The organism is Serratia sp. CY40230, from assembly GCF_052168835.1.
In the GTDB taxonomy this organism is placed as follows: Bacteria; Pseudomonadota; Gammaproteobacteria; order Enterobacterales; family Enterobacteriaceae; genus Serratia; species Serratia nematodiphila.
In genome coordinates this window covers 62515-84756 of sequence record NZ_JBJNLX010000008.1, presented here as the reverse complement: position 1 = coordinate 84756, position 22242 = coordinate 62515, and the positions used below count along the sequence as shown (strand labels likewise).

Sequence of the window (22242 nt, the reverse complement as noted above, 5' to 3'; positions counted from 1 at the left end):
TCTGCCGCCATAAAAAAGCCCGCTTGGCGCGGGCTTGATGGCGTGCAGAGCGGGATCACTCGATGTTCTGGATCTGCTCGCGCATCTGTTCGATCAGCACCTTCAGCTCGATGGCGGAGGCGGTGACGTCGGCATTGATCGACTTGGAGGCCAGGGTGTTCGATTCGCGGTTGAACTCCTGCATCATAAAGTCGAGGCGGCGGCCGACGGCTTCTTTCTTCTTCAGGATGTTGTGCGTCTCTTTCACGTGCGCTTCCAGGCGGTCCAGCTCTTCGGCGACGTCGATGCGCTGCGCCATCAGCACCAGCTCCTGCTCCAGGCGGGTGTTTTCCAGCTGCACCTGCGCCTCTTCCAGCTTGCTGACCAGACGCTCGCGCTGCCATTGCAGGATGTTCGGCATCTGGGCGCGCACTTTGACCACTTCGGCGCTGACGCCGTCGAGGCGCTGTTCGATCAGCGTTTTCAGCGCGGCGCCTTCGCTTTCGCGTGCGACGATAAAGTCATCCAGCGCGCCGTCCAGCGCCTGCATCAGCTCGGCGCTGATGGCGTCCAGATCCTGCTCCTGCGCGGACATTACGCCCGGCCAGCGCAGCACGTCGATCGGGTTGATTTCCCCTTCGTCGCTCTGCATTTTCACCCAGTTGGCGGCTTCGACCAGCTGTTTGGCCAGTTTTTCGTTCAGGATCAGCGAGCTTTGCGCGCTTGGATCCAGTTCGAAACGCAGGTTGCATTCGACTTTGCCGCGGGTCAGGCGGCCACGGATACGTTCACGGATCACCGGCTCCAGGCTGCGGAATTGTTCCGGCAGGCGGATGTAGGTTTCTAAGTAGCGCTGGTTAACGGAACGCAGCTCCCAGGCTGCGCTGCCCCATTCACCCTTGATTTCACGCCGGGCGTAGGCGGTCATGCTGCGGATCATTGATGCGTACCCGTAATAGGAAAAGATGGGGCGATTATAGCGTCGCGGCTGCGGGCAGGATAGGCATTACGTCACGAAGCCCGTATAATGCGCAGCCAATAGTTGATTTGAAGCCGGAGAGAGCCCATGCGTCCTGCAGGCAGAGCACCACAGCAAGTTCGCCCCCTGACACTGACTCGTCACTATACCAAACACGCTGAAGGTTCAGTGCTGGTTGAGTTTGGCGATACCAAAGTCTTGTGCACCGCCACGGTAGAAGAGGGCGTTCCGCGCTTCCTGAAAGGCCAGGGGCAAGGTTGGATCACCGCCGAGTACGGCATGCTGCCGCGCTCCACCCACAGCCGCAACGCCCGTGAAGCCGCCAAAGGCAAACAGGGTGGCCGCACGCTGGAAATCCAGCGTCTGATCGCCCGCTCGCTGCGTGCCGCGGTGGATCTGAAAAAGCTCGGTGAATTCACCATCACCCTCGACTGCGACGTACTGCAGGCCGACGGCGGTACCCGCACCGCCTCCATCTCCGGCGCCTGCGTGGCGCTGGCCGACGCGCTGAACACCCTGGTGGCCAACGGCAAGCTGAAAGCCAACCCGATGAAGGGGATGGTGGCGGCGGTTTCCGTCGGCATCGTCAATGGCGAAGCGCTGTGCGATCTGGAGTATGTGGAAGATTCCGCCGCGGAAACCGACATGAACGTGGTGATGATGGAAGACGGCCGCATGATTGAAGTGCAGGGCACCGCCGAAGGCGAGCCGTTCAGCCACGATGAGCTGTTGGCGCTATTGGCGCTGGCCCGAGGGGGCATCGAAACCATCTTCCAGGCGCAGAAAGCGGCGCTGGCGGACTGATTTTCCAAGGCGACTGAGAAGTCGCCTTTTTTATGCCCGGCGATCGGGCGGTAGTAATGACAAGACCCAAGCAGATTCAGACGAGGAGAAGCAGTAATGAAAGCCTATCAGCGCCAGTTTATCGAGTTCGCGCTTAACAAGCAGGTATTGAAGTTCGGCGAGTTCACCCTGAAATCCGGCCGCACCAGCCCGTATTTCTTCAACGCCGGCCTGTTTAATACCGGGCGCGATCTTGCGCTGTTGGGGCGCTTCTACGCCGAAGCCCTGATGGATTCCGGCATCGATTTCGACCTGCTGTTTGGCCCGGCCTATAAAGGCATTCCTATCGCCACCACCACGGCGGTGGCGCTGGCGGAACACCATGAGCGCGACGTGCCTTACTGCTTTAACCGCAAGGAAGCCAAAACCCACGGCGAGGGCGGTTCGCTGGTGGGCAGCCCGCTGCAGGGCCGCGTGATGCTGGTGGATGATGTGATCACCGCCGGCACCGCGATCCGTGAGTCGATGGAAATCATCGGCGCCAGCGGCGCTTCGCTGGCGGGTGTGCTGATCTCTCTCGACCGCCAGGAACGCGGCCGCGCGGATATCTCCGCCATCCAGGAAGTGGAACGCGACTATCACTGCAAGGTGATTTCGATCGTGACGCTGAAAGACCTGATTGCCTACCTGGAAGAGAAACCGGAGATGGCGGACCACCTGGCGGCGGTGCGCGCTTACCGCGAGCAGTATGGAGTGTAAATAACAACGCCGGGCATGCCCGGCGTTTTCGTTATTGCAGCTGTGCCGCTAATAGCGGCCAGCGGGCGTCGAATTCCTGCGTGGGGCGATAGCGGAATTCCGAACGCACATAGCGCGACAACATGCCTTCGCAGAAGGCCAGCAGCTGGCTGGCCAGCAGCGTTTCATCGACGATAAAGCCTTTGCCTTCGCGCAATTTGCGCTCTTTCAGCACCTGACGCAGCTGCGCCTCGATGCGCTCGAACAGCTGGTTGATGCGGCCCTGCAGGCGATCCTGTTCAAACATCAGCGCGTGGCCGGTCATAATGCGCGTCAGCCCTGGGTTGCGCTCCGCAAAGCCCAGAATCAGCAGCAAAATCAGGCGCAGACGATTAAACGTCTCTTTCTCGTCCTGCAAGATCAGGTTGATGCGGGTGATCAGGCTGTCTTCGATAAACTCGATCAGACTGTCGAACATCCGTGTCTTGCTGGGGAAATGCCGGTACAGCGCAGCTTCAGAAACACCCACGTTCGCGGCGAGCTTGGCGGTGGTGATGCGTTGGCTGCCGTCGCTGGATTCCAGCATCTGGGCTAACGCCTGCAATATTTCCTCGCGCCGATTCCTTTTCGTCTTTTCTTTTTCTGCCATGTCTGATTAGACCCTTGCTAAAACTTAACTGACGGAAACCCGCGCACCGGCCGCTGCAGAGCAGGCTCTGTGCGGCTTATGTGATAGCTTTTTTACGATGCTGGGGTCAGCGGCCTTAACGGCCTTTTTCCGCGCTGCCTGGTGTGCGCTGCAATTGTCACGGTAAAACCTTGCCGCAGAGACATCCTTCTCCCCGGAAAGGCAAGGTTCAGGCGACGTTTCCCTGCCGGCCATCGTGCATTGGGTGGCGCTTAGTGGCGCCCCGAGTGGCCGAAGCCGCCTTCGCCGCGTTCGCTGCTGTCGAACTCTTCCACCAGGTTGAATTCGGCCTGCACCACCGGCACGAAGACCATCTGCGCGATACGTTCGCCCGGCTCGATGGTGAAGTGCTTCTGGCCGCGGTTCCACACGGACACCATCAGCTGGCCCTGGTAATCGGAGTCGATCAGGCCGACCAGATTGCCCAGCACGACGCCGTGCTTATGGCCCAGGCCCGAGCGCGGCAGGATCACCGCCGCCAGGTTAGCGTCGGCGATGTGGATCGCGAGGCCGGTAGGCAGCAGCGTGGTTTCACCCGGCGCCAGCTCCACCGCGCTGTCCAGGCAGGCGCGCAGGTCGAGACCGGCAGAGCCCGGAGTGGCGTAGGTCGGTAGCGGGAAATCCTGACCGATGCGTGGGTCGAGGATCTTAACGTCGATTTTTTTCATCATAACGGCTGACTATCTCGTCTATTAAACGTTGGCCAAGGAGTGCCTTGTCGCTCAGCGCCAGGCGCTTTTCTCCATCCTGCCAAAAAAGGTGCAGGGCATTGGTGTCGCTGTTGAACCCGTGCTCTGCAAGCGAAACATCGTTAGCGCAAATTAAATCCAGCTTCTTACGCGCCAGTTTTTGCCGCGCGTATTCTTCCACATTCTGGGTTTCGGCGGCAAACCCCACGACAAAGGGGCGATTTTTGGTCATCGCCGCCACGCCGGCGACGATATCGGGGTTTTTTACCATCTTGAGGACGATTTCATCACCCTGTTTTTTTATTTTTTCATCGGCGATCCGCTCGGGGCGATAGTCGGCCACGGCGGCGCAGGAGATGAAAATCTGCTGCTGCGCGGCGCGTTGCTGCACCGCCTGCTCCATCTCCAGTGCGCTGGTAACGTCGACTCGGGTGACTGATGGCGGCGTCGGCAAATTGACCGGCCCGGCGATCAGCGTCACCTGCGCGCCGCGAGCGGCGGCTGCGCGGGCAATGGCGAAGCCCATTTTGCCGGAGCTGTGATTGCTGATGAAACGTACCGGATCCAGCGCTTCACGCGTCGGGCCGGCGGTGATCATAACCTGCAAATGTTGCAGATCCTGCGTGACAGAGAAATAGCCGTTCGCCAGCTCGACGATGTCCAGCGGATCCAGCATGCGGCCCGGGCCGACGTCGCCGCAGGCCTGGCTGCCGCTGTCCGGCCCCCAGAGCAGCATGCCGCGCGCCTGCAGCGTTTGCAGGTTGGCCTGCGTGGCGGCGGCGCGATACATCTGCTGGTTCATGGCGGGCGCGGCTGCGATAGGGGCGTCGGTCGCTAGGCAGACGGTGGTCAGCAGATCGTTGGCCATGCCGGCGGCGACGCGCGCCAGCAGATCGGCGGTCGCCGGCGCCAGAATCACCAGATCCGCCCATTTGCCGAGCTCGATGTGGCCCATGGCGGCTTCGGCGGCGGGATCCAACAGATCGTCGGACACCGGATAGCCGGAAACGGCCTGCAGCGTCAGCGGCGTAATGAACGCCTTGGCGGCGTGGGTCATCACCACGCGCACTTCCGCGCCCCTGTCGCGCAGGCGGCGCACCAGCTCTGGGCATTTGTAGGCGGCGATGCCGCCGCTGATGCCAAGCACAATATGTTTGCCGGAAAGTCCCGTCATCATCATTGTCCGATTGAAAGCCGAAAGATGCGCCATTTTAGCATATCCGCCGTTCAGGTGAGCGATTCCGCAATGGCTGCAGGGCGTTACATTGTGCTTTGCGAAACACTTCGCAATGTTATCAAACACCTGTCGAACGCGCCGGGTGGCACATGGCATGCTGTGGCCCTTTCAGGGAGGAACACGATGAGCAACCCGATTGTGGCGTGCTGGCCGGGCGCGCTGGCACCGCGTGAAAAGCTGTTGATGCAGGGGGCGGCGGCGCTGTCCGACGCAGAACTGTTGGCCATTTTCTTGCGCACCGGGCTGCCCGGCGTGCACGTGATGCAGCTGGCGGAGCAGCTGCTGCGCCGGTTCGGCTCGCTTTATCACCTGATGTCGGCCGATCATCAGGCTTTTTGTAGCCAAAAAGGCCTGGGCGACGCCAGCTATACGCAGCTGCAGGCGATTGCCGAGCTGGCGCTGCGCTTCTTTTCCAGCCATTTGTCGCAGGAAAACGCCATGCTCAATCCGCGCGTCACCCAGCATTATCTGCAAAGCTTGCTGGCGCATCGCGAGCGGGAGGTCTTTTTGGTATTGTTTTTAGACAATCAGCACCGGGTTATTCGCCATCAGGAGATGTTTGCTGGTACCATCAGCAGCGTCGTCGTCTACCCGAGAGAAATTGTGCGCGAAGCGTTGAAGGCTAATGCCGCCGCGCTGATTCTCGCGCATAATCACCCTTCGGGTAAGGCTGAACCCAGTCATGCCGACCGTTTGATAACGGAACAGGTGGTGAAAGCCTGTCAGTTATTGGAGATCCGAGTGCTTGATCATTTGGTGATCGGTCGGGGTGAATGCGTCTCTTTTGCCGAGCGCGGATGGCTTTAAGCGATTTTTTCGCGATCCTTGTGGGATCTTTAGCTGTTCGGGACTTGAGCACTTACGCTTCAGAGCGTATACTACGCCACCTTTGAGAATCTTGGGTTTGGCGCAAGAGCCTATCTCAGCAGGTTTCTGACCTGATGTGTGGTTTCTACCTGATGACGAGAGTCTCCTCAGTATGAAGTTTGCTGAGATGGGCTCTAAAAGCCTGACGAGGCGGCCATACCCTATACGAAGCTCGAGCTGATTTGATTTTTGGAGAATAGACATGTCCCGAGTCTGCCAAGTTACTGGCAAGCGCCCGGTGAGCGGTAACAACCGTTCCCACGCAATGAACGCGACCAAACGCCGTTTTCTGCCTAACCTGCACTCACACCGTTTTTGGGTTGAGGCTGAGAAGCGCTTTGTAACTCTGCGTGTATCTGCTAAAGGTATGCGTGTTATCGATAAGAAGGGTATTGAGACGGTTCTGGCCGATCTGCGTGCCCGTGGTGAGAAGTATTAAGGAACTGAATCATGGCTAAAGGTGTTCGCGAGAAGATCAAGCTGGTTTCTTCTGCTGGTACTGGTCACTTCTATACCACCACGAAGAACAAGCGTACTAAGCCGGAAAAATTGGAACTGAAGAAATTCGATCCAGTTGTCCGTCAGCACGTAGTATACAAAGAAGCTAAAATTAAATAATTTTAGTGGATTAATGAAAAACCCGGCCTTGGCCGGGTTTTTTGTTTTATAAAGGGTAGAAAACGTCGGAGGGGAAGCCAGATGCCTGAATTACCGGAAGTTGAGACGAGCAGACGCGGTATAGAGCCTTATCTTGTCGGCCACAGCATTCAGTATGCGGTGGTGCGCAATGCGCGCCTGCGCTGGCCGGTTTCCGAGCAGATCCTGACGCTGAGCGATCGGCCGGTGCTCAGCGTGCAGCGCCGGGCCAAATACCTGCTGATCGAGCTGGAGAACGGTTGGATTATCGTGCACCTGGGCATGTCGGGCAGCCTGCGCATGCTGCGCGAGGAAAACGAAGCCGGCAAACACGACCACGTCGATCTGGTGATCAGCAACGGCATGATCCTGCGCTATACCGATCCGCGCCGTTTCGGCGCCTGGCTGTGGTGCGAAGACCTGGCGACCAGCAGCGTGTTGGCGCATCTGGGGCCGGAACCGCTGAGCGAAGCGTTCAACGGCGACTACCTGTATGAAAAATCACGCAATAAGCGCACACTGATCAAACCGTGGCTGATGGATAACAAGTTGGTGGTTGGCGTTGGTAACATTTACGCCAGCGAATCGCTGTTCAGCGCCGGGATCCTGCCCGATCGTCCGGCGGGATCGTTGAGCAAAGCCGAAGCGGAACTGCTGACGAAGACCATCAAGGCGGTGTTGCAGCGCTCTATCGAGCAGGGCGGCACGACATTGCGCGACTTTTTGCAGTCGGACGGCAAACCGGGGTATTTCGCGCAGGAGCTGCAGGTTTACGGGCGGGCGGGAGAACCGTGCCGCGCATGCGGCACGCCGATTGAATCCGCCAAGCACGGGCAGCGCAGCACCTTCTTTTGCCGCCGCTGCCAGCGCTGAGCATCACTCGGCGGCGAGTTTCGCCATCAGCGCCTGGGTGACCACATCGGGCAGGAAAGGCGCGATATCGCCGCCGTGGCGGGCGACCTCCTTCACCAGTGAGGAGGAGATGAACGACCACTCTTCGGAAGGCATCAGAAATACGCTTTCCAGCGTTGGCATCAAGTGACGGTTCATGTTCGCCAGCTGCAATTCGTATTCAAAGTCAGACACCGCACGCAGCCCGCGCACCAGGATATTGGCGTTCTGGTGGGCGGCGAAGTGCGCCATCAGCTCACTGAAGCCCAGCACTTCCACATTGTCCAGATGCGAGGTGACCTGCGTCGCCAACGCCACGCGCTCATCCAGGCTGAACAGCGGTTTTTTGCTCGGGCTGGCGGCGATGGCCAGAATCACGTGATCGAACATCAGTGATGCGCGCGTTACTAAATCCAGGTGGCCGTTGGTCATGGGATCGAAGGTCCCGGGATAGATGGCTTTGCTGGTCATGATTCACTTCTCTGAGTAGTTGCGGCCCAATGCCCATAATGCGGCATATTTATTGAAGGTATATTGCGCGTTGACCACCGCTAACAGCAACCCCTGTTTACCGTCCAGGAAGCCGGCGCGCAGCAGCCAGGTTTTGACGAAGGCGCCGAGCGTGTGGGTCAGGATGGACAGGTAGCCGCAGCGCTTGCCGGCCCGGTGGCGCTGGGTGGCCCACTCTTCGGCATAGCGCAGCTGTTTGCGCTGGAAGGCGAAGAAATCGCGGCAGGTCAGGTGCAGCATATCGCCGCTGAGAGGGATGACTTTGGCGCCGCCGATGTTCAGCGATTCGTGCACCAGATCGTCGTTATAGCGATAGCGTTGGTTGGCGTACAGGCGGTTGACGCGGTCGGGATACCAGCCGCTGTGGCGCATGAAGCGGCCAAGGAACAGGTTGCGGCGCGCGCAGCTGTAGACGGCGCCGTCGTCCGGCGCGTTCAACACCTGTTCGATGGATTGCCGCAGCTCGGGCGTGACGCGTTCGTCGGCGTCGATCATCAAAACGTAGTCATGGCTGGCGTAGCTTTGCGCCAGCTGACGCTGCTTGCCAAACCCTTGCCAGTCGGTGTGGGTGAAGACTTTGGCGCCCAGGCTTTCGGCGACGGCGACGCTGTCGTCTTCGCTGCCGGAGTCCAGCACGATGATTTCATCGGCCCACTCGACCGAGCGCAGACAGTCCGGCAACAGCCCGGCTTCGTTTTTGGCGATCATCACCACCGACAGGCTTTTGCGGCTGCTCATTCAGTGACTCCGGGGCGGCAGGTGCGGTTCCAGCAGCTGCAGCAGGCGCTGCAACGCTCCCTGATTCTGATACAGCACTTCCACCGCATGGCGGCCGTAGTAACGGCGGTAGTCTTCGTCGGTCAGCAGGGTTGCCACTTCCTTCACCAGCGAATCCACGTCGGTCACGGTGATCAGGCCTTCGGCCTGCGAAAGCTTGGCGCAGATGTCTTTAAAGTTGAAAGTATGCGGGCCCATCAACACCGGGATGGCGTGCGCGGCGGCTTCCAGCGGGTTGTGCCCGCCGCGTTCCACCAGGCTGCCGCCGACAAAGGCCAGATCGGCGATGCCATACAGCAGCATCAGTTCGCCCATGGTATCGCCGATCACCACCTGGGTGCTGCCGGACGGGATTTCGCCACTGCTGCGCAGGGTGTAACTGAAGCCGGCCTTCTGCACCAGCTCTTTGGCGGTCGGGAAGCGTTCCGGGTGACGCGGCACCAGGATCAGCAGCAGGTCAGGGTGTTTTTCCAGCAGTTTGCGGTGCGCTTCCAGCAGGATGGTCTCTTCACCGTCGTGGGTGCTGGTGGCGATCCACACCGGGCGGCGCGGCGCCCATTGGCGGCGCAATGTAACGGCGCGGGCGGCCAGCTCCGGGGTGACGGAGATATCGAATTTCAGGCTGCCGGTGACGGCCAGCTGCGAGCGTTTCAGGCCCAGTTCGATAAACCGATCGCCATCTTCCTGATTCTGTGCGGCGATCAGCGTGATGCGGCGCAGCATATCGCGCATGAATCCGCCAATTTTCTTATAGCCGGCGGCGGATCGCGCCGACAGGCGTGCATTGGCGATCACCAGAGGGATTTGCCGCTGATGCAGCGAGTTGATCAGGTTAGGCCATAGCTCGGTTTCCATGATGATCACCAGCTTGGGATTCACCTGGTCGAGGAAGCGGTTCATGGAACCGGGCAGATCGTAGGGCAGATAGACATGATGCACGTCTTTGCCGAAAGCGGACTGGACGCGTTCTGAACCTGTCGGGGTCATTGTGGTCACAGTTATCGGCAAAGCGGGGTAACGGTGGCGCAGCGCCCGCACCAACGGGATGGCCGCCAGCGTTTCGCCGACGGAGACGGAATGCAGCATGATGCCGCCTGGCACGACTTTCCCGGCGCAGAAGCCATAGCGTTCCGCCCAGCGTTTACGGTAGGCTGGAGCTTTGCGGCTGCGCAGCAGTAAGCGGAGCCAGATCAGGGGTTGGATGAGGTAGAGTAGTACCTGATATAAACGCAGCAACATTCTATCAATTTCATTTATATGGGTTATTCGGAATAGTACCATAACTGGAAGGGAAAGGCGCTAATTTGGTAACCTTGGGTGTCAGTTTCAGACAACCGGCGAGCGATTTCGCCGACAGGCTCGGAATGAAGAATATTTTAATTATTCGCCGCGATAACATCGGCGATCTTGTTTGCACCACGCCCTTGATTGAGGGGGTGAAAATTGCCTATCCGGACGCAAAAGTTTATCTGCTGATCAATAAAGTTAGCCAGGATGTTGTTAAAAACAATCCTCATCTTGAGAAAGTCTTTGTCTATAAAAAGGCCAAACACAAGGCGAAAAATGAGACCACGTTGGGCGTTTATTTCGAACGCATGATGATCTTCCTGAAGCTGCGCAAAATAAAGTTCGATGCGGTCATTCTGGCCAACCCGGTGCCTTGCAAATACAGCCTGCGTTTAGCGAAAATGGCCGGCGCCACCCATATCATCGGCGCCGATTTGGGCACGAAAGATATTCATCGCCCGTTCCGCAAGGACGATTTCCGCGGCCTCCATCAGGTCGAACACACCTACAGCTATTTATCGGCGATAACCGATCAATCCATTCCTATCCCGCCGGTGCGGGTGTTTCTGGCGCCTGAAGAGCGGCAATTGGCGGCGCAGCGGCTGCAGGAACGTCTGCCGCCGGTCGAACGAGTCTGCGCCGTGCATATCAGCAGCCGCAGCCCGAAACGGCGCTGGCCGGTTGAGCGCTATGCCGAAATCATCAACCGTCTGACTGCCGATCCCCATACCGGCGTGCTGATCTTTTGGTCGCCGCAGGGCACGCTGGCGCCGGACGACATCGGCGATCAGCAGCGCGCTGAACAGCTGCTGGCGCTGTGTCAAAACGAACGCGTCGCGCTTTATCCGACGGCGTCGGTGCGTGAGCTGTTGGGCGGGTTTGATTTATGCGACCGGGTGCTGTGCAGCGATGGTGGGCAGATGCATCTTGCCGCTGCGTTGAATAAGGACATGGTGGTGTTCTTTGGCGATACCGATAAAGTGTCCTGGCATCCATGGACTGGCCGCCATCATATTTTGCAAAGTGAATCGGGGCACTGTGAAGATGTTTCTGTCGATGAGGTTTGGCAGAAAATGCAGGCGCTCAACTAACGAAGAAAATAAGGCAGGCATCCCCTGCCTTATTTATTTTTTTATTGTTCTTCTTTCAGCTCAATATATTGATGGCAAATAGGCTCAAGCCCATAGCTCAGCAATTGCTGTTGATTTATCTGCGGCGGGTTGGCGTAAACCTCCGCCATTTTTTCTGCCAGCGACGCTTCGTTTAATTCCGCCAGCGCGTTAGCCATGCCGGCTTTTTCCAGAATTTCCGCAGGGCCGCCCGGGCAGCGAGTGCTGACCACCGGTGTGCCGCACAGCAGCGATTCTACCAGTACGTTGCCAAACCCTTCGCTGTCGGAGCTGAGCACCAGCTGCGAGGCATGGCGAATAAACGGGTAGGGATTGCTCTGGAAACCGAGGAACAACACGCGCTCTGCGATGCCCAAGTCTGTCGCCAGACGTTTGACCTCGTCGACTTTGGCGTCGTCACCGGACCCGATCAAGGCCAGCGGTGCCTGAATGCCGGAGAGCGCATAGGCTTTCAACAGGCGGTCATGCCGCTTGGTGGTGTGAAAGCGGCCGACGTGCACCAGATAGTCCTGGCCGGCCAGTTCGCAAGGCGCCGCCGCCTGTTGCTGAATGGCGTCGATGTCGAACGGGTTGTTGATGACCGCCAACCGGCGCGGGCGGATCGGCAAATTCTGCTGCAGATCGCTGCCGACCGCCTGTGAAACGGCGACGATATTTCTTCCCTGGTAAACGTTGGCGATTTTGCGTTGCTTCAGCCAGCGGTCCAGACCCTTGCGGTGACCGAGGTAGGAAGTGGAGAGAATGCCGTGAATGCAGAACCACAGGCGATCCGCGGCCAACCGCTTGCTGCGGCTGACGATGCGATCGGTTTTATGCAGGTTGGAGAACACCAGATCGAACGCGCCGTGTTGGCGCTCGTGTTCGGCTATCGCGCGATCCAGCGCGGCGGCGCGGCGCGACAGCTCGGTCAGCTTGCGCCAGGGGGCACGGCTGCGATCGGCCAGCACCTGATAATCAATGCCCGGTGGAATAGGGTAATTGCAGACGTCGCGCAGCGAGATCAGACTGACGTCGTGCCCCTGTTGCTGCATGCCCTGACACAGGGTCAGCACCACTTTTTCCGCGCCGCCTCCCGGCAGGCCATCGATGATCATCAGAATACGCATAGCTAATCCAGTAACCGGTTATAGAGGGAAATCAGCTGTTCGGACAGATGCGCCGGCGTAGCCGTCATAATGCGCAATCTCGCCGCTTCGCCCATGGATGATCCCAGCGCCTGGCGCGGCAGCGCCCGAATAGCCTCCGTGATGGCCGGTACATCGAGCGCGTCGGTCACGAAGCCGTTCTGGCCTGGGGTGATAAACTCGGCGCCGCCGCAGGTGGTGCTGGTGATAACCGGCAGGCCGCACGACATCGCTTCCAGAATCACATTCGGGAACGGATCGTACAGCGTCGGCAGCAGTAGCGCGTCCGCGGCCTGATAGAACGGCAGGGTCTGCTTCTGCACGCCCATAAAGTGAATGCGATCGCCGCAGCCCAGCGACTGCGCCAGCGCCCGGTAGCGTTTTTCGGCTTTGTCTTTACCGATCACCAGGAGGTGGCTGTCGGTCGCCGCCACGGCGCGGATGGCGGCGGCCAGCCCTTTGCGCTCGAAACCGGAGCCGACGAAGATCAGGCAGTGCGCCTGTTGCGGGATCTGATATTGCTCGCGCAGACGTTGACGCAGGGCCTCGTCGGCGGGCGGGAACTTTTGATTGTCGATGGCGTTATAGATCACCGTGATCTTGTCGGCGGGCACGCCAAAGTCGGCGATGATTTCCTGCTTGATCATCTCGGCGTTGCATATGACGGCTTTCAGCTCGGGCGCGGCGTACATGGCGCGTTCGGCGCACATCACATAGCGATGATAGCGATTGGAGAACAGCCACTTGCGGCGCCATTCCGGCAGCAGACGCGCGCGTTGCAGCAGCCAGCGGCGGTGTACGCCGTCGCCGGCGCGATAGATGTCGCAGCCGGGAATGCGCTCGTGGCTTTGCACCAGATCGAAGCGCTCTTTCTGCCACAGCGCCCTGGCTGCCACGGCGAAGCCTCGCTCGCGGCTGATGCGGCCGAGCTTTAACGGGTTACACAGGTGGATATGCCAGTTGGGATTGGCGTCGCCCTGCCATTCGCGAGTGATGACGTTCAGATCGAGATCCTGTTGCTCCAGCGCTTCCAGGGCGCGGGAAACGAAACGTTCGGCTCCGCCGTCCGGGCGATATTTTTGGCGAACGATCGCCAAACGAAATGCTTTCATGCCAGCGTGCTCCGCGCGGCTGCAATCACCGCGTCTGTAGGAATAAGGTCGAGATACCGTTCGTCGGTGCCGGTATCGATGGCGTCCGGATCGGGCAGTTCGCCGAAGTCGCCGGCCCAGATCACGGCGCCGGTAGCTTGCCACGGCCGCCAGAAAGTCAGCTTGGAAGGGCCGAACAGCGCCACGCACGGCGTTTGCAGCGCGGCGGCCATGTGCATCGGCACCGAATCCACGCCGATAAACAGCTTGGCGTGGTCGATCAGGGCGGCCAGTTGGCGCAGCGTCAGCTGGCCGGCCAACGAGATCACGCCCTGTGGCGGGCAGAGCGCCAAAATGCGCTCGACCATGGCTTGTTCTCTGGCGTCGGGGCCGGAGGTGATCACCAGCTGGTGGCCGTCGGCCTGCAAGGCGGTGAGGGTGGCGGCCATTTTCTCTTCGCTCCAGCATTTGAAGAACCAGCGCGAGGTGGGCTGCACCACAATATAACTGCCGGCGACGCCCTGTTTCTGCAACCGTTGCTCACAGGTCTGCCAATCCTGCGGATCGTAACTCATGGTCACATGCTCATTGAGCGCGGGCAGGTTCAGCGGCACCAGCAGCGAAAGATTCTGTTCGACGGTATGCAAGTGGGCGTGATTGTCGACCGGCACCAGCTGGGTGTGGCAATGGCGCCACAGGAAGCCGCGGCGTTTGGGGAAATCGAAGCCCAGACGGATACGCGCACCGGTCAGGCGCGTGAGGATGGCGCTGCGCCACTGATCGGCCAGGTTGACCACCAGATCGTAGCGTTGCGCCTTCAGGCGGCGCAGCAGCGCCAGTTCGTGCCCCAGGTGCGCGCGGGCGCCCTGTTTTTTCCATTGACGGTCGATGGCGAACAGCGTCGACAGTTCCGGATTGCTGGCCAGCATCTCCTGCGTTTCCTGATACAGCAGCACATCGATCTGCGCCTGCGGGTAGTTTTGCCGCAGGCTGCTGATGACCGGCGTGACCAGCAGCATATCGCCGTGATGGCGCAGTTTTATGATCAGAATACGCTGTACGGATGGGGCGGAAGTTGGGGCTGGCGCGTCGTTCATCATGAGTCGCTTTCTGGGAAACCAATCTTTGATTCTAAATGACCCGATCGCATGTGGCTACTGTTGCAAGGTTTTCTTGCCTGGGCGTAAAAAAATCGCCGAGCCGGGGACGAATGCGCTTCAACGTTGTCCAAACCAGGCAGCAAAGTCGTTTGCCCTGGCGAAACGGCCTGCGTAACATAGTGCATTCTGTTGATATCAGGCTCGATATTCATGACTAAACCGGCGTTTCTCATCACCATTGATACCGAAGGCGATAATCTGTGGCAAAACCACGATCGCATCGCGACCGAAAACACGCGTTTCTTGCCGCGCTTTCAGGCATTGTGCGAAAAATACGCCTTCAAACCGGTTTATCTCACCAACTATGAAATGGCGGTGGACCCGGCTTATGTCGAGTTCGCGCGCGACGTGATCGCTCGCGGCACGGGTGAAGTGGGCATGCACCTGCATGCCTGGAACAGCCCGCCGCTGACGCCGCTCACCGACGACGACTGGCGCCACAAGCCTTATTTGATCGAGTATCCCGCCGATCAGATCCGCGCCAAGGTCGATCACATGACCAAGCTGCTGGAAGACGCCTTCCAGACCAAAATGCTCAGCCATCGCGCCGGCCGTTGGGCGTTCAACGAATACTATGCCTCGCTGCTGCTGGAATACGGCTATCAGGTGGACTGTTCGGTGACGCCGCGGGTCAACTGGCAGTTTTCGCCGGGCAATCCACAGGGCAACGGCGGCACAGATTACAGCCGGTTCCCGTCGCAGGCCTATTTCATCGATCCGCAGAACATCGCCAAACCGGGCGCTTCGTCGCTGCTGGAAGTGCCGATGAGTATCCAGTACAAGCACTCGGCGCTGATGAATGCCTTCAAGCAGGGCTATGACCGGCTGCGCGGCAAGCGGCGCTCGCCGTCCGTCAACTGGCTGCGGCCGAGTGGCGGCAACGTGGCCAAGATGATAAGCGTGGCCGAGACGTCGTTGGCGCAGGGGCATGACTACGTCGAGTTTATGCTGCACTCCTCCGAGTTTATGCCGGGCGGCAGCCCGACGTTCAAAACCGAGCAGGATATCGAAGGGCTGTACCGCGATCTGGAGCAGCTGTTTGACTGGCTGCAGCAGCGCACGGTGGGCATGACGCTGGCCGAGTATTATCAACTTAAAGCGAATTAAGCACGCACATGTCGAAGAAATGGAAAATCAAGGTTGCCGACTGGTTCTTGCGGCGCTATACGGCGAAGTACGGCCGTTTTCAGGACAAGGCGACGTTCGACGGCGCCCAGCAGTTTGACAATATCGTCATCTATTCCACCACGGCGTTGGGCGACTTCATGTTCAACACGCCGGCACTGCGGGCGATGCGGGAACGCTACCCCAACGCGCACATCACGCTGGTGGTGCACAAGAAAAACCGCGAGCTGGTGGAAAACGGCCGCTATTACGATCGCGTGGTGTATTGGGACAGCAAGATCAAGACGATGCGCCCGTTGCTGAAATCGCTGCGCGAACATCAGCCGGATTTGGCGCTGATCCTGCATTCTCATCTGCCTTATGACATCATCAGCGCCGTACTGGCCGGGGCGAAGTACATTATCAGGGATAACTACAGTTCAGGCATTTGCGGGCTGGAGCCTTGGCTAACCAACTACGTCTTCCATTATTACGGCCACTTCGTGCGCCGCAAGCTGGAGCTGATTTCCATTTTGGGCTGCCGCAGCGACGATCCGACGATGGAAATTCCCGTGGATTATCAGCGCGGCGTCAAAAGCAGCGAGCATCCCACCATCGGTTTTCAGCTGGGGGCGTCAACGGAGTCGCGTTGCTGGCCGGTTGCGCACTATGCGCGGCTGGCCGATGAGCTGGTGGCGAAGCACCCAAAAGTACGCATCGTGCTGATTGGCGCACCGTTTGACGACGGCAAGGCCAAACAGTTTTTGAGTCTGATCGGCCCGCAAACGCAGGCCTGCGTGGATAACCAGATCGGTAAAACGGGGCTGCAAGGTTTGCTGACGTTGCTCGACAGTTTCCATGTTCTGGTTACCGGCGATACCGGGCCGTTGCATCTGGCGGTGGCATTGAAGGTGAAAACCATCAGTCTGTTCGTGACCGCCGACTCACGCTCCACCGGGCCGATTCAGGATCCTGAACTGCATCGCATCATTCAGGTGTCTCGTACCGGCTATACGATGCCGCTGGAGGCGGAAAGCCCGATGGGGGTTATCCAGCCGCAGCGGATTTATGACGAGCTGGTCGCGCACGTGCCTTTAGCGCGCTAAAGGCAAGACGACGCATCGGCCGCCCGGCCGATGCGATTAGTGCGGCCTGCGCCCGCGCAGCTTCGAAAGAAAGGTATCCACTCGCGCATAGCGCATCTGGCGGACTTTTTTGCCCGGCACGTCGCTGTTGCGGCAGACAGCGGCGGCGCGGCGCAGGATATGCAGCGTTGCCGGCGCGTAATGGTAATAGCCGTATACCGCCTTCGACATGCTTTTCACCTCGGAAAAGCAGTTGGCCAGCATCAGGGCGGCTAACCGGCGCAGCGGCTCATCCCCGGGATGCTGCGCCACAAAACGCAGCATCTTCTCCATGGCGAACAGCAGATCTTCAATATCTTTGGGTTTGATATTGCGGGTGATGCCCTGGCTGTTGTCCCGATAGAAGTAGAGCTCGCAGTCAAGATGGGCGATGCGGCGAGTTTTGAAATACTGAAAAGGCGTGAAAATCACGTCTTCGTAGCGCCTGCCGTCTTCGAACGCCTCCCCTTCCAGCAGCGTGCGTTTATATACCCGGCTCCAGAGATGCCACATCGAGCGTGCAAACAGCGGTTGCAGGCAGCCGAGCCCCAACTGTGAAAAGTCGTAGGCTGCGGGCTGCGCCGCGCGGTTATCCGGTGTCGACGGATGTTCGGTGAACTTCTGATAATTAAAATCGATCAGGTCATATTCACCGGCGATCAGCAGGGGCCGCAGGATCGCCAGATAGTCGTCGCTCAGCAGATCGTCGCCGTCGAGAAAGGTGATATAGCGCCCGGTGGCCCACTGTAGGCCGACGTTGCGGGCGTGCGCAATGCCGCCGTTGGCCTGCGAAGTAAGGACCGCGCGCGGGTGCTGCCGCTGCGCCAGATAGTGGCTGACCAGCGCCCCTGACGCATCGGTAGAGCCATCGTCGATGATCACCACCTCGATATCGTCGCTAATCTGTACAAATAACGAATCCAGCGCAGCGATGACGAACGCTTCGTTATTGTAAAACGGCACGATAACGCTGAGCAGCGGTGGCTGTGTCTTCACGCGGTTTGCTCCTGAGCGGAAGGCTGTTTCGCCACGGAGAGCACGGCGGCGATCAGTGCCAGACAGAACATGACGGTGCCTTCCGTGCTGAAGAAGATGACGTCGCTCAGGCCGTAAACGAACAGGCTGGCGCTGACGCTCAGCAACAGCGCGTTGCGTTGCGGCCGGAATGAAGAGCAGAACAGGCCGATATACAGCGCCAGCAACAGCAACGTCCCCCAGACCCCCTTGAGCGAGTAGGTTTCCAGCAGCTCGTTGTGCAGGTGGACGTTGATGTAGGGCATGACGCCAGACAGGCGAGGTTGCTGCGCGACCATCGCACGGATCTCCTCGCCGCGCTGTTCGGCGGATTGGCCCCAAGGGGCTTGTGAACCGGTACGCCATGCCAGCGTTTGCATCGACAGCCGGGAAATGATCGAGTTTTCAGTCTGCGGCTGGTCCATCAGGCGCATGTCGGTCTCAAAAGCCTGAATGCGCTCTTCTATCTGCGGTTTAAACACCAGGCCGCAGGCGACGAGCAGCAGCGGTACCGAGGCCACCAATGTGAGCTTGTGTTTCCTGGAAACCAACTGCTTGGTCGCCAGCAGCGACAGGCAGACCGCTACCGGGTAGACCAACATGGCCGCGCGCGTGCCGGTGAGCACCAGCGCAGAAAAGGACAGCAGGAACGCCGCGATGTACAACACCAGGCGGTAGCGGGTGCGCAGCATCAGGATGGCTTGCATCATCACCAGATCGATGGCGGTCATCAGGTAGGCGGCGACCGTAGCGCGATCGAAGTTGAGCTCCACGCGCGGAATATCCAGGCGCAGCCCCTGATAGAGAGAATAACCGTTGATCGCCAGACCGGTGACGAGAGCCACAACGATCAGCAGGCGCTGTACGCACAACCGCTCATTGAGCGCAATCAGTAAGATGAAAGCAGTTGCGAGCTGCAGTTTGCCGGTCGACATATAAGAGCGATAAATATTGATGTAGTCACCCGGCTGTTTGAAGTGATGCATCCAGAGGATGGTTCCCATGCCTACGCTGAACATCAGCGCGGGCAGCAGCAGATTTCTAACGTTGCTGAAGTAGTAGCGCGGGTACAGGCAAACGGCGATAAAGGCGATGTAGCTGGAAACGTAAAACAGATTGCGTCCGGTCGCGGAACCGAAAGGAATGGTGCAAAAAGCGATGGCGCACCCCAGATAGATTAAATAGCTGAAGGCAGGGTGCGGCGTTCTGAGTTTTAGCATCGGGCGTGTTTTCCGGCTCACGTTTCAATTAAGCGATAAAGGATCGCAGCGTGTCGTCGAATTCAACTTTGAACTGAGCATAGTTGAAATGTTCCGCAGGATAGCGCTGCGCATTTCGGCTCAAAGCCTGGTAGGTTTCTCGCTCCAGCAATTTCTCAACGGCATCCGCACAGTCGATATGCGACAGCAGCTTGGGCGCTACCAGGCTGTCGGTCTGCGGATCGTAGACCTCATGCGGGAAGTCGACCTCGATATCGGTGAGCTGCCGGTGTTGTTCGATGGTGACCGACGGCGTCAGGCCAAGGCCGCAGACGCCGTCCCTGACCGCTTCCGGCTGACCGTCGACCTGCGGGAAGATGACCGGCACGCCGAAATAGAGCGATTCCATGCAGGACAAGCCGAACGGCTCGGTGATCGGCGTGCTCATGTAGATGTGCGTGCGATTGAAGAAACCGGCGACGTCATCCTGATAACCGCTGAAGGTGACGCGATCGCCGAGCTGCAGCCGTGCCGCCAGCGCTTCGAACGCCGCGCGATCCGGCCCTTTGCCGGCCACTTCCAGCGTGACGTCATGCCCGCGCCGCAGCAGTTCCTGCATCATCAATAATGAAACGCTGATGCCTTTCAGGCTGACCAGGCGTGAGGCAGTGCCGATCCTGACAGGCTGCGACAGCGTTTTCGGCGCAGCGTCGATCCCCGCCGGCGTCTTGATGCGGTTGATCACCACGTGATTTGGGCAAGGCAGATTAAAGCGCAGCTCCATCACCCGCTTCGACGCGTGTGAGGCGGAAATGACGCCGTCCAGCATTGCGAAGAAACGCAGCGTCTTTTTATTCTTGGGGTAACGCCAGGAGCAGCCGTGATCGTAGTAAACCAGCTTGCCGCGCTTGGGTTTGGCCGCCAGCCCCGGCACCAGGTCCCAGACGATCACCACGTCGGCATTCGCCCGTTCAATTTTCCATTTCAGCAAAAATTTGCGCAGGAACTGCGGGCAACGCAACGGCAGCGCATTGATAAGGCGGTTGGCGAAGGCGACGGGCTGATGCGCCGGCAACTGGCGGCGGATCTCTTCGCCAATGTCGCCGCTGATGCACAGGACCTGGTTGCTGCCGTCGGTGGTATCGTTGATGTACTGCAGGAACAGGCGCTCGACGCCGCCCATTTTACCCAGGTTGATAATGTGCAGTTTTTTCATGCTATAACCTTTTGCAACGCCTGCCATGCCGTATCGGCGTCGATTGTCGCCATGCTTTTTTCCGGCGAAATCAGCGAGTGCTGATTTTGCCCGTAACCGCCGATCAGGCCGGGATCGGTCGGCCCGAACAGCGTGATGTTCGGTTTGTCGAGCGCGGCGGTCAAATGGCTGAGCCCGGTGTCGACCGAGACCACACCCCTGGCGCCGGCCAGCACCTCGGCCACCTGCTGCAGGCTGAGTTTCGGCAGCACCTCGACATGTGGAAAACCTTCCGCCAAGCGAAGCGCGCGCTGATGTTCATGCTCTGCGCCCCACGGCAGTTTGATCTTCAGCCCGCTGTCCGCCGCCAGCGCGATCAGCTCACGCCAGTTTTGCTCTGGCCAATGCTTATCGTCACGGGTCGTCGCGTGCAGAAACACCAAATACTGCCCGGCATCGGCCGGCGGGCGGCTGATAAAGCGTGCGGCGATGGCGTAATCGCCGTAGCTGCCCGGTTTATCGTAGCCGAGGCTTTTGGCGAACAGTTCGCGCGTGCGTTCCACCGCGTGCTGCTGTTTGTCTACCTCATGGCGCACGTTGTAGAACCAGCTGGCGAACGGCTCGCGCGCGCTCTTGCAGTCCGGGCCATGTTTGTTGCCTTTGGCGATGCGCGTGATCAGCGCGGCGCTTTTGATCAGGCCCTGCGCGTCGATCACCACGTCGTAACGGCGTTCTTGCAGCGCGCGCTTGAAGTCGCAGCGCTGTTGCCGAGTATCGTTGCCGAACCAGTTTTTTCGCCAGCGGCGAATGGCTACCGGGATCACGCGATCTACCGCCGGGTGCCAGGTGGGGATTTGGCTGAAGCCTTCTTCCACCACCCAGTCGAAGCGGATATCGGGAATGGCCTGCAGCGCGTCGGTCAGGGCGGGCAGCGTATGCAGCACGTCCCCCATCGAGGAGGTTTTTACAATTAACACCTGCATGACTATTCCTCGCTGGCGACAAGTAACGGCGTCAGCGCATCCAACACTTGCTGCGGCTGAATATCGATCAAACTTTGGTGGTATCCCTGCTCGGCATCGCCCTTACGCACCTTGTGGTAGCCGCTGATCAGGCGAATGACCCGCGCCTTGTCGGAAAGCGGCGGCGTGAAGTCGGGGCTGCTTGGGCCGTACAAGGCTATCAGCGGTTTGTTCAACGCTGCGGCAACGTGCATTAAACCGGAGTCGTTGCTGACCACCGCCCGGCAGGCTGCGATCAGGATAACTGCTTGCTCCAGCTGGGTTTTCCCGGCCAGATTAAGGCAGAAATCGCGCGCGTCTTCCTGCAATGCGGCGCGGATCTGTTCGCCGGCCTCATGGTCTTTTGCCGAACCGAACAGCGCGATTTGATAGCCGCTCTCGATCAGCCGCTGAGCCAGAGCTGCGTAGTGATAGTGCGGCCAGCGCTTGGCGGGGCCGAACTCCGCGCCTGGACAGAAGCCGACGATCGGGCGGCTGTCGGTCAGGTTAAAGGCCGCGGTGGTGTCGGCGATCTCTTCGTCGCTCACCTGCAGCCGCGGCCACAGCAGCGGCTGCGGCAGATCGTCGGCGCGCTGAATGCGGCCTTTGTCATAGGCCAGCGCCACATAGCGCTGCACCATCAGCGGGAAGGCGGTCTTGTCGAGCACGCGGACGTCGTTCAGCAGGCCGTAGCGCATTTCTCCCCGCCAGCCGGTGCGCTGCGGGATATCGGCGAAGAAGGGCACCAGCGCGGATTTGAACGAGTTGGGCAGAACGTAAGCGCGATCGTAACGGTTGGCGCGCAGAGCGCGCCCCAGGCGGCGGCGCTCGCCGAGCCCCAGCGCGCCGTGGCCCAGCGGCATCGCCAGCGCCTGATTGACTTCCGGCATGCGCGCCAGCAACGGGCGGCACCAGGCCGGCGCCATCACATCGATCTCCGCCGACGGGTATTCGGCCTTCAGGGTGCGATAGAGACTTTGCGACATCATCATGTCGCCAACCCAAGAAGGGCCGATAACCAGTATTTTCATACCCAGCG

Annotated in this window: 24 protein-coding genes; 9 read left to right on the top strand and 15 right to left on the bottom strand. The window is 59.4% G+C overall.

Translation table 11 applies throughout. The features are described 5' to 3' along the window. Window positions 1–55: 55 nt before the first annotated feature. Window positions 56–919, bottom strand: coding sequence for a YicC/YloC family endoribonuclease (locus ACJ8IJ_RS22950; RefSeq protein ID WP_015379441.1), 864 nt, complete (start codon window positions 917–919; stop codon window positions 56–58). A gap of 126 nt (window positions 920–1045) precedes the next feature. On the opposite strand from ACJ8IJ_RS22950, the gene rph reads away from it, so the two are divergent. Beyond that, entirely contained in the window at window positions 1046–1762 is a 717-nt protein-coding gene (rph, locus tag ACJ8IJ_RS22945; RefSeq protein ID WP_025160305.1) for a ribonuclease PH, read from the top strand. Between the two features lie 96 nt (window positions 1763–1858). Beyond that, window positions 1859–2500, top strand: a complete 642-nt coding sequence (gene pyrE / locus ACJ8IJ_RS22940; protein WP_004931204.1) for an orotate phosphoribosyltransferase — start codon at window positions 1859–1861, stop codon at window positions 2498–2500. A 31-nt stretch (window positions 2501–2531) separates the two neighbouring features. Here pyrE and slmA read toward each other — a convergent pair whose 3' ends face one another. From slmA to coaBC, 3 genes are all read right to left on the bottom strand, one after another. Further along, window positions 2532–3128, bottom strand: a complete 597-nt coding sequence (gene slmA / locus ACJ8IJ_RS22935) for a nucleoid occlusion factor SlmA (RefSeq protein WP_004931203.1) — start codon at window positions 3126–3128, stop codon at window positions 2532–2534. A 251-nt stretch (window positions 3129–3379) separates the two neighbouring features. Then, entirely contained in the window at window positions 3380–3838 is a 459-nt protein-coding gene (dut, locus tag ACJ8IJ_RS22930) for a dUTP diphosphatase (protein WP_049187746.1), read from the bottom strand. Beyond that, window positions 3816–5033 (bottom strand): bifunctional phosphopantothenoylcysteine decarboxylase/phosphopantothenate--cysteine ligase CoaBC, encoded by a 1218-nt coding sequence (coaBC, locus tag ACJ8IJ_RS22925; RefSeq protein ID WP_442518939.1) that lies wholly within the window; start codon window positions 5031–5033, stop codon window positions 3816–3818. The genes dut and coaBC overlap by 23 nt, the downstream gene beginning before the upstream one ends. Window positions 5034–5216: 183 nt before the next feature. Here coaBC and radC point away from each other — a divergent pair, with 183 nt between their 5' ends. The 4 genes from radC to mutM all read left to right on the top strand — a co-directional run bounded on the left by radC (window position 5217) and on the right by mutM (window position 7469). Continuing rightward, complete coding sequence (gene radC / locus ACJ8IJ_RS22920) at window positions 5217–5900, top strand: RadC family protein (protein ID WP_025304698.1); 684 nt, start codon at window positions 5217–5219, stop codon at window positions 5898–5900. 262 nt (window positions 5901–6162) lie between these two features. Further along, window positions 6163–6399, top strand: a complete 237-nt coding sequence (rpmB, locus tag ACJ8IJ_RS22915; protein WP_004931195.1) for a 50S ribosomal protein L28 — start codon at window positions 6163–6165, stop codon at window positions 6397–6399. 11 nt (window positions 6400–6410) lie between these two features. Further along, window positions 6411–6578, top strand: a complete 168-nt coding sequence (gene rpmG / locus ACJ8IJ_RS22910) for a 50S ribosomal protein L33 (protein WP_002442576.1) — start codon at window positions 6411–6413, stop codon at window positions 6576–6578. 81 nt (window positions 6579–6659) lie between these two features. Beyond that, complete coding sequence (mutM, locus tag ACJ8IJ_RS22905) at window positions 6660–7469, top strand: bifunctional DNA-formamidopyrimidine glycosylase/DNA-(apurinic or apyrimidinic site) lyase (RefSeq protein ID WP_442518938.1); 810 nt, start codon at window positions 6660–6662, stop codon at window positions 7467–7469. Between the two features lie 3 nt (window positions 7470–7472). On the opposite strand, the gene coaD is transcribed toward mutM, so the two are convergent. The 3 genes from coaD to waaA are packed head-to-tail and all read right to left on the bottom strand — an operon-like array spanning window position 7473 to window position 10013. Then, on the bottom strand, window positions 7473–7958 hold the full coding sequence (gene coaD / locus ACJ8IJ_RS22900; RefSeq protein ID WP_004931181.1) for a pantetheine-phosphate adenylyltransferase: 486 nt from the start codon (window positions 7956–7958) through the stop codon (window positions 7473–7475). Window positions 7959–7961: 3 nt separating this feature from the next. Then, window positions 7962–8735 carry a glycosyltransferase family 2 protein gene (locus tag ACJ8IJ_RS22895; RefSeq protein ID WP_015379437.1) on the bottom strand — a complete coding sequence of 258 codons (774 nt, stop codon included), beginning with the start codon at window positions 8733–8735 and terminating at the stop codon, window positions 7962–7964. Then, window positions 8736–10013 (bottom strand): lipid IV(A) 3-deoxy-D-manno-octulosonic acid transferase, encoded by a 1278-nt coding sequence (gene waaA, locus ACJ8IJ_RS22890; protein WP_049187741.1) that lies wholly within the window; start codon window positions 10011–10013, stop codon window positions 8736–8738. A gap of 125 nt (window positions 10014–10138) precedes the next feature. Here waaA and ACJ8IJ_RS22885 point away from each other — a divergent pair, with 125 nt between their 5' ends. Continuing rightward, a complete protein-coding gene (locus ACJ8IJ_RS22885; RefSeq protein ID WP_442518937.1) occupies window positions 10139–11152 on the top strand; it encodes a glycosyltransferase family 9 protein in 1014 nt (337 codons plus the stop codon). Window positions 11153–11193: 41 nt separating this feature from the next. On the opposite strand, the gene ACJ8IJ_RS22880 is transcribed toward ACJ8IJ_RS22885, so the two are convergent. From ACJ8IJ_RS22880 to rfaQ, 3 genes are read right to left on the bottom strand one after another with little or no spacing between them, the layout of a single operon-like run. Continuing rightward, window positions 11194–12297, bottom strand: coding sequence for a glycosyltransferase (locus ACJ8IJ_RS22880; protein WP_131165381.1), 1104 nt, complete (start codon window positions 12295–12297; stop codon window positions 11194–11196). 2 nt (window positions 12298–12299) lie between these two features. Beyond that, on the bottom strand, window positions 12300–13427 hold the full coding sequence (locus ACJ8IJ_RS22875) for a glycosyltransferase family 4 protein (RefSeq protein ID WP_004931172.1): 1128 nt from the start codon (window positions 13425–13427) through the stop codon (window positions 12300–12302). Next, window positions 13424–14506 carry a putative lipopolysaccharide heptosyltransferase III gene (rfaQ, locus tag ACJ8IJ_RS22870; RefSeq protein WP_442518936.1) on the bottom strand — a complete coding sequence of 361 codons (1083 nt, stop codon included), beginning with the start codon at window positions 14504–14506 and terminating at the stop codon, window positions 13424–13426. The genes ACJ8IJ_RS22875 and rfaQ overlap by 4 nt, the downstream gene beginning before the upstream one ends. A 210-nt stretch (window positions 14507–14716) precedes the next feature. On the opposite strand from rfaQ, the gene ACJ8IJ_RS22865 reads away from it, so the two are divergent. Together ACJ8IJ_RS22865 and ACJ8IJ_RS22860 are read left to right on the top strand one after the other, a co-directional pair. Then, window positions 14717–15673 (top strand): polysaccharide deacetylase family protein, encoded by a 957-nt coding sequence (locus tag ACJ8IJ_RS22865; RefSeq protein WP_004931169.1) that lies wholly within the window; start codon window positions 14717–14719, stop codon window positions 15671–15673. 8 nt (window positions 15674–15681) lie between these two features. Next, the gene (locus tag ACJ8IJ_RS22860; protein WP_171454984.1) at window positions 15682–16776 is read left to right on the top strand and encodes a glycosyltransferase family 9 protein; all 1095 of its coding nucleotides are present in this window, start codon (window positions 15682–15684) and stop codon (window positions 16774–16776) included. 36 nt (window positions 16777–16812) lie between these two features. On the opposite strand, the gene ACJ8IJ_RS22855 is transcribed toward ACJ8IJ_RS22860, so the two are convergent. Genes ACJ8IJ_RS22855 through rfaF form a run of 5 tightly spaced genes read right to left on the bottom strand, consistent with a single transcriptional unit; the run spans window position 16813 to window position 22234 of the window. Further along, window positions 16813–17790 carry a glycosyltransferase gene (locus ACJ8IJ_RS22855; RefSeq protein ID WP_442518935.1) on the bottom strand — a complete coding sequence of 326 codons (978 nt, stop codon included), beginning with the start codon at window positions 17788–17790 and terminating at the stop codon, window positions 16813–16815. Then, window positions 17787–19028 (bottom strand): O-antigen ligase family protein, encoded by a 1242-nt coding sequence (locus ACJ8IJ_RS22850; RefSeq protein WP_442518934.1) that lies wholly within the window; start codon window positions 19026–19028, stop codon window positions 17787–17789. Before ACJ8IJ_RS22850 ends, ACJ8IJ_RS22855 begins: the two co-directional genes overlap by 4 nt. A 28-nt stretch (window positions 19029–19056) precedes the next feature. Next, entirely contained in the window at window positions 19057–20223 is a 1167-nt protein-coding gene (locus tag ACJ8IJ_RS22845) for a glycosyltransferase (protein WP_442518933.1), read from the bottom strand. After that, window positions 20220–21185 (bottom strand): lipopolysaccharide heptosyltransferase RfaC, encoded by a 966-nt coding sequence (gene rfaC, locus ACJ8IJ_RS22840; protein WP_171454981.1) that lies wholly within the window; start codon window positions 21183–21185, stop codon window positions 20220–20222. The genes ACJ8IJ_RS22845 and rfaC overlap by 4 nt, the downstream gene beginning before the upstream one ends. 2 nt (window positions 21186–21187) lie before the next feature. After that, window positions 21188–22234, bottom strand: coding sequence for an ADP-heptose--LPS heptosyltransferase RfaF (gene rfaF / locus ACJ8IJ_RS22835; protein ID WP_075684472.1), 1047 nt, complete (start codon window positions 22232–22234; stop codon window positions 21188–21190). Window positions 22235–22242: the final 8 nt, after the last annotated feature.

Excerpts from the sequence above, each read along its gene's own strand:
- ACJ8IJ_RS22950 (WP_015379441.1), bottom strand. The coding sequence starts at position 919 with ATGATCCGCAGCATGACCGCCTACGCCCGGCGTGAAATCAAGGGTGAA.
- rph (WP_025160305.1), top strand. The coding sequence starts at position 1,046 with ATGCGTCCTGCAGGCAGAGCACCACAGCAAGTTCGCCCCCTGACACTG.
- pyrE (WP_004931204.1), top strand. The coding sequence starts at position 1,859 with ATGAAAGCCTATCAGCGCCAGTTTATCGAGTTCGCGCTTAACAAGCAG.
- slmA (WP_004931203.1), bottom strand. The coding sequence starts at position 3,128 with ATGGCAGAAAAAGAAAAGACGAAAAGGAATCGGCGCGAGGAAATATTG.
- dut (WP_049187746.1), bottom strand. The coding sequence starts at position 3,838 with ATGATGAAAAAAATCGACGTTAAGATCCTCGACCCACGCATCGGTCAG.
- coaBC (WP_442518939.1), bottom strand. The coding sequence starts at position 5,033 with ATGATGACGGGACTTTCCGGCAAACATATTGTGCTTGGCATCAGCGGC.
- radC (WP_025304698.1), top strand. The coding sequence starts at position 5,217 with ATGAGCAACCCGATTGTGGCGTGCTGGCCGGGCGCGCTGGCACCGCGT.
- rpmB (WP_004931195.1), top strand. The coding sequence starts at position 6,163 with ATGTCCCGAGTCTGCCAAGTTACTGGCAAGCGCCCGGTGAGCGGTAAC.
- rpmG (WP_002442576.1), top strand. The coding sequence starts at position 6,411 with ATGGCTAAAGGTGTTCGCGAGAAGATCAAGCTGGTTTCTTCTGCTGGT.
- mutM (WP_442518938.1), top strand. The coding sequence starts at position 6,660 with ATGCCTGAATTACCGGAAGTTGAGACGAGCAGACGCGGTATAGAGCCT.
- coaD (WP_004931181.1), bottom strand. The coding sequence starts at position 7,958 with ATGACCAGCAAAGCCATCTATCCCGGGACCTTCGATCCCATGACCAAC.
- ACJ8IJ_RS22895 (WP_015379437.1), bottom strand. The coding sequence starts at position 8,735 with ATGAGCAGCCGCAAAAGCCTGTCGGTGGTGATGATCGCCAAAAACGAA.
- waaA (WP_049187741.1), bottom strand. The coding sequence starts at position 10,013 with ATGTTGCTGCGTTTATATCAGGTACTACTCTACCTCATCCAACCCCTG.
- ACJ8IJ_RS22885 (WP_442518937.1), top strand. The coding sequence starts at position 10,139 with ATGAAGAATATTTTAATTATTCGCCGCGATAACATCGGCGATCTTGTT.
- ACJ8IJ_RS22880 (WP_131165381.1), bottom strand. The coding sequence starts at position 12,297 with ATGCGTATTCTGATGATCATCGATGGCCTGCCGGGAGGCGGCGCGGAA.
- ACJ8IJ_RS22875 (WP_004931172.1), bottom strand. The coding sequence starts at position 13,427 with ATGAAAGCATTTCGTTTGGCGATCGTTCGCCAAAAATATCGCCCGGAC.
- rfaQ (WP_442518936.1), bottom strand. The coding sequence starts at position 14,506 with ATGATGAACGACGCGCCAGCCCCAACTTCCGCCCCATCCGTACAGCGT.
- ACJ8IJ_RS22865 (WP_004931169.1), top strand. The coding sequence starts at position 14,717 with ATGACTAAACCGGCGTTTCTCATCACCATTGATACCGAAGGCGATAAT.
- ACJ8IJ_RS22860 (WP_171454984.1), top strand. The coding sequence starts at position 15,682 with ATGTCGAAGAAATGGAAAATCAAGGTTGCCGACTGGTTCTTGCGGCGC.
- ACJ8IJ_RS22850 (WP_442518934.1), bottom strand. The coding sequence starts at position 19,028 with ATGCTAAAACTCAGAACGCCGCACCCTGCCTTCAGCTATTTAATCTAT.
- ACJ8IJ_RS22845 (WP_442518933.1), bottom strand. The coding sequence starts at position 20,223 with ATGAAAAAACTGCACATTATCAACCTGGGTAAAATGGGCGGCGTCGAG.
- rfaC (WP_171454981.1), bottom strand. The coding sequence starts at position 21,185 with ATGCAGGTGTTAATTGTAAAAACCTCCTCGATGGGGGACGTGCTGCAT.
- rfaF (WP_075684472.1), bottom strand. The coding sequence starts at position 22,234 with ATGAAAATACTGGTTATCGGCCCTTCTTGGGTTGGCGACATGATGATG.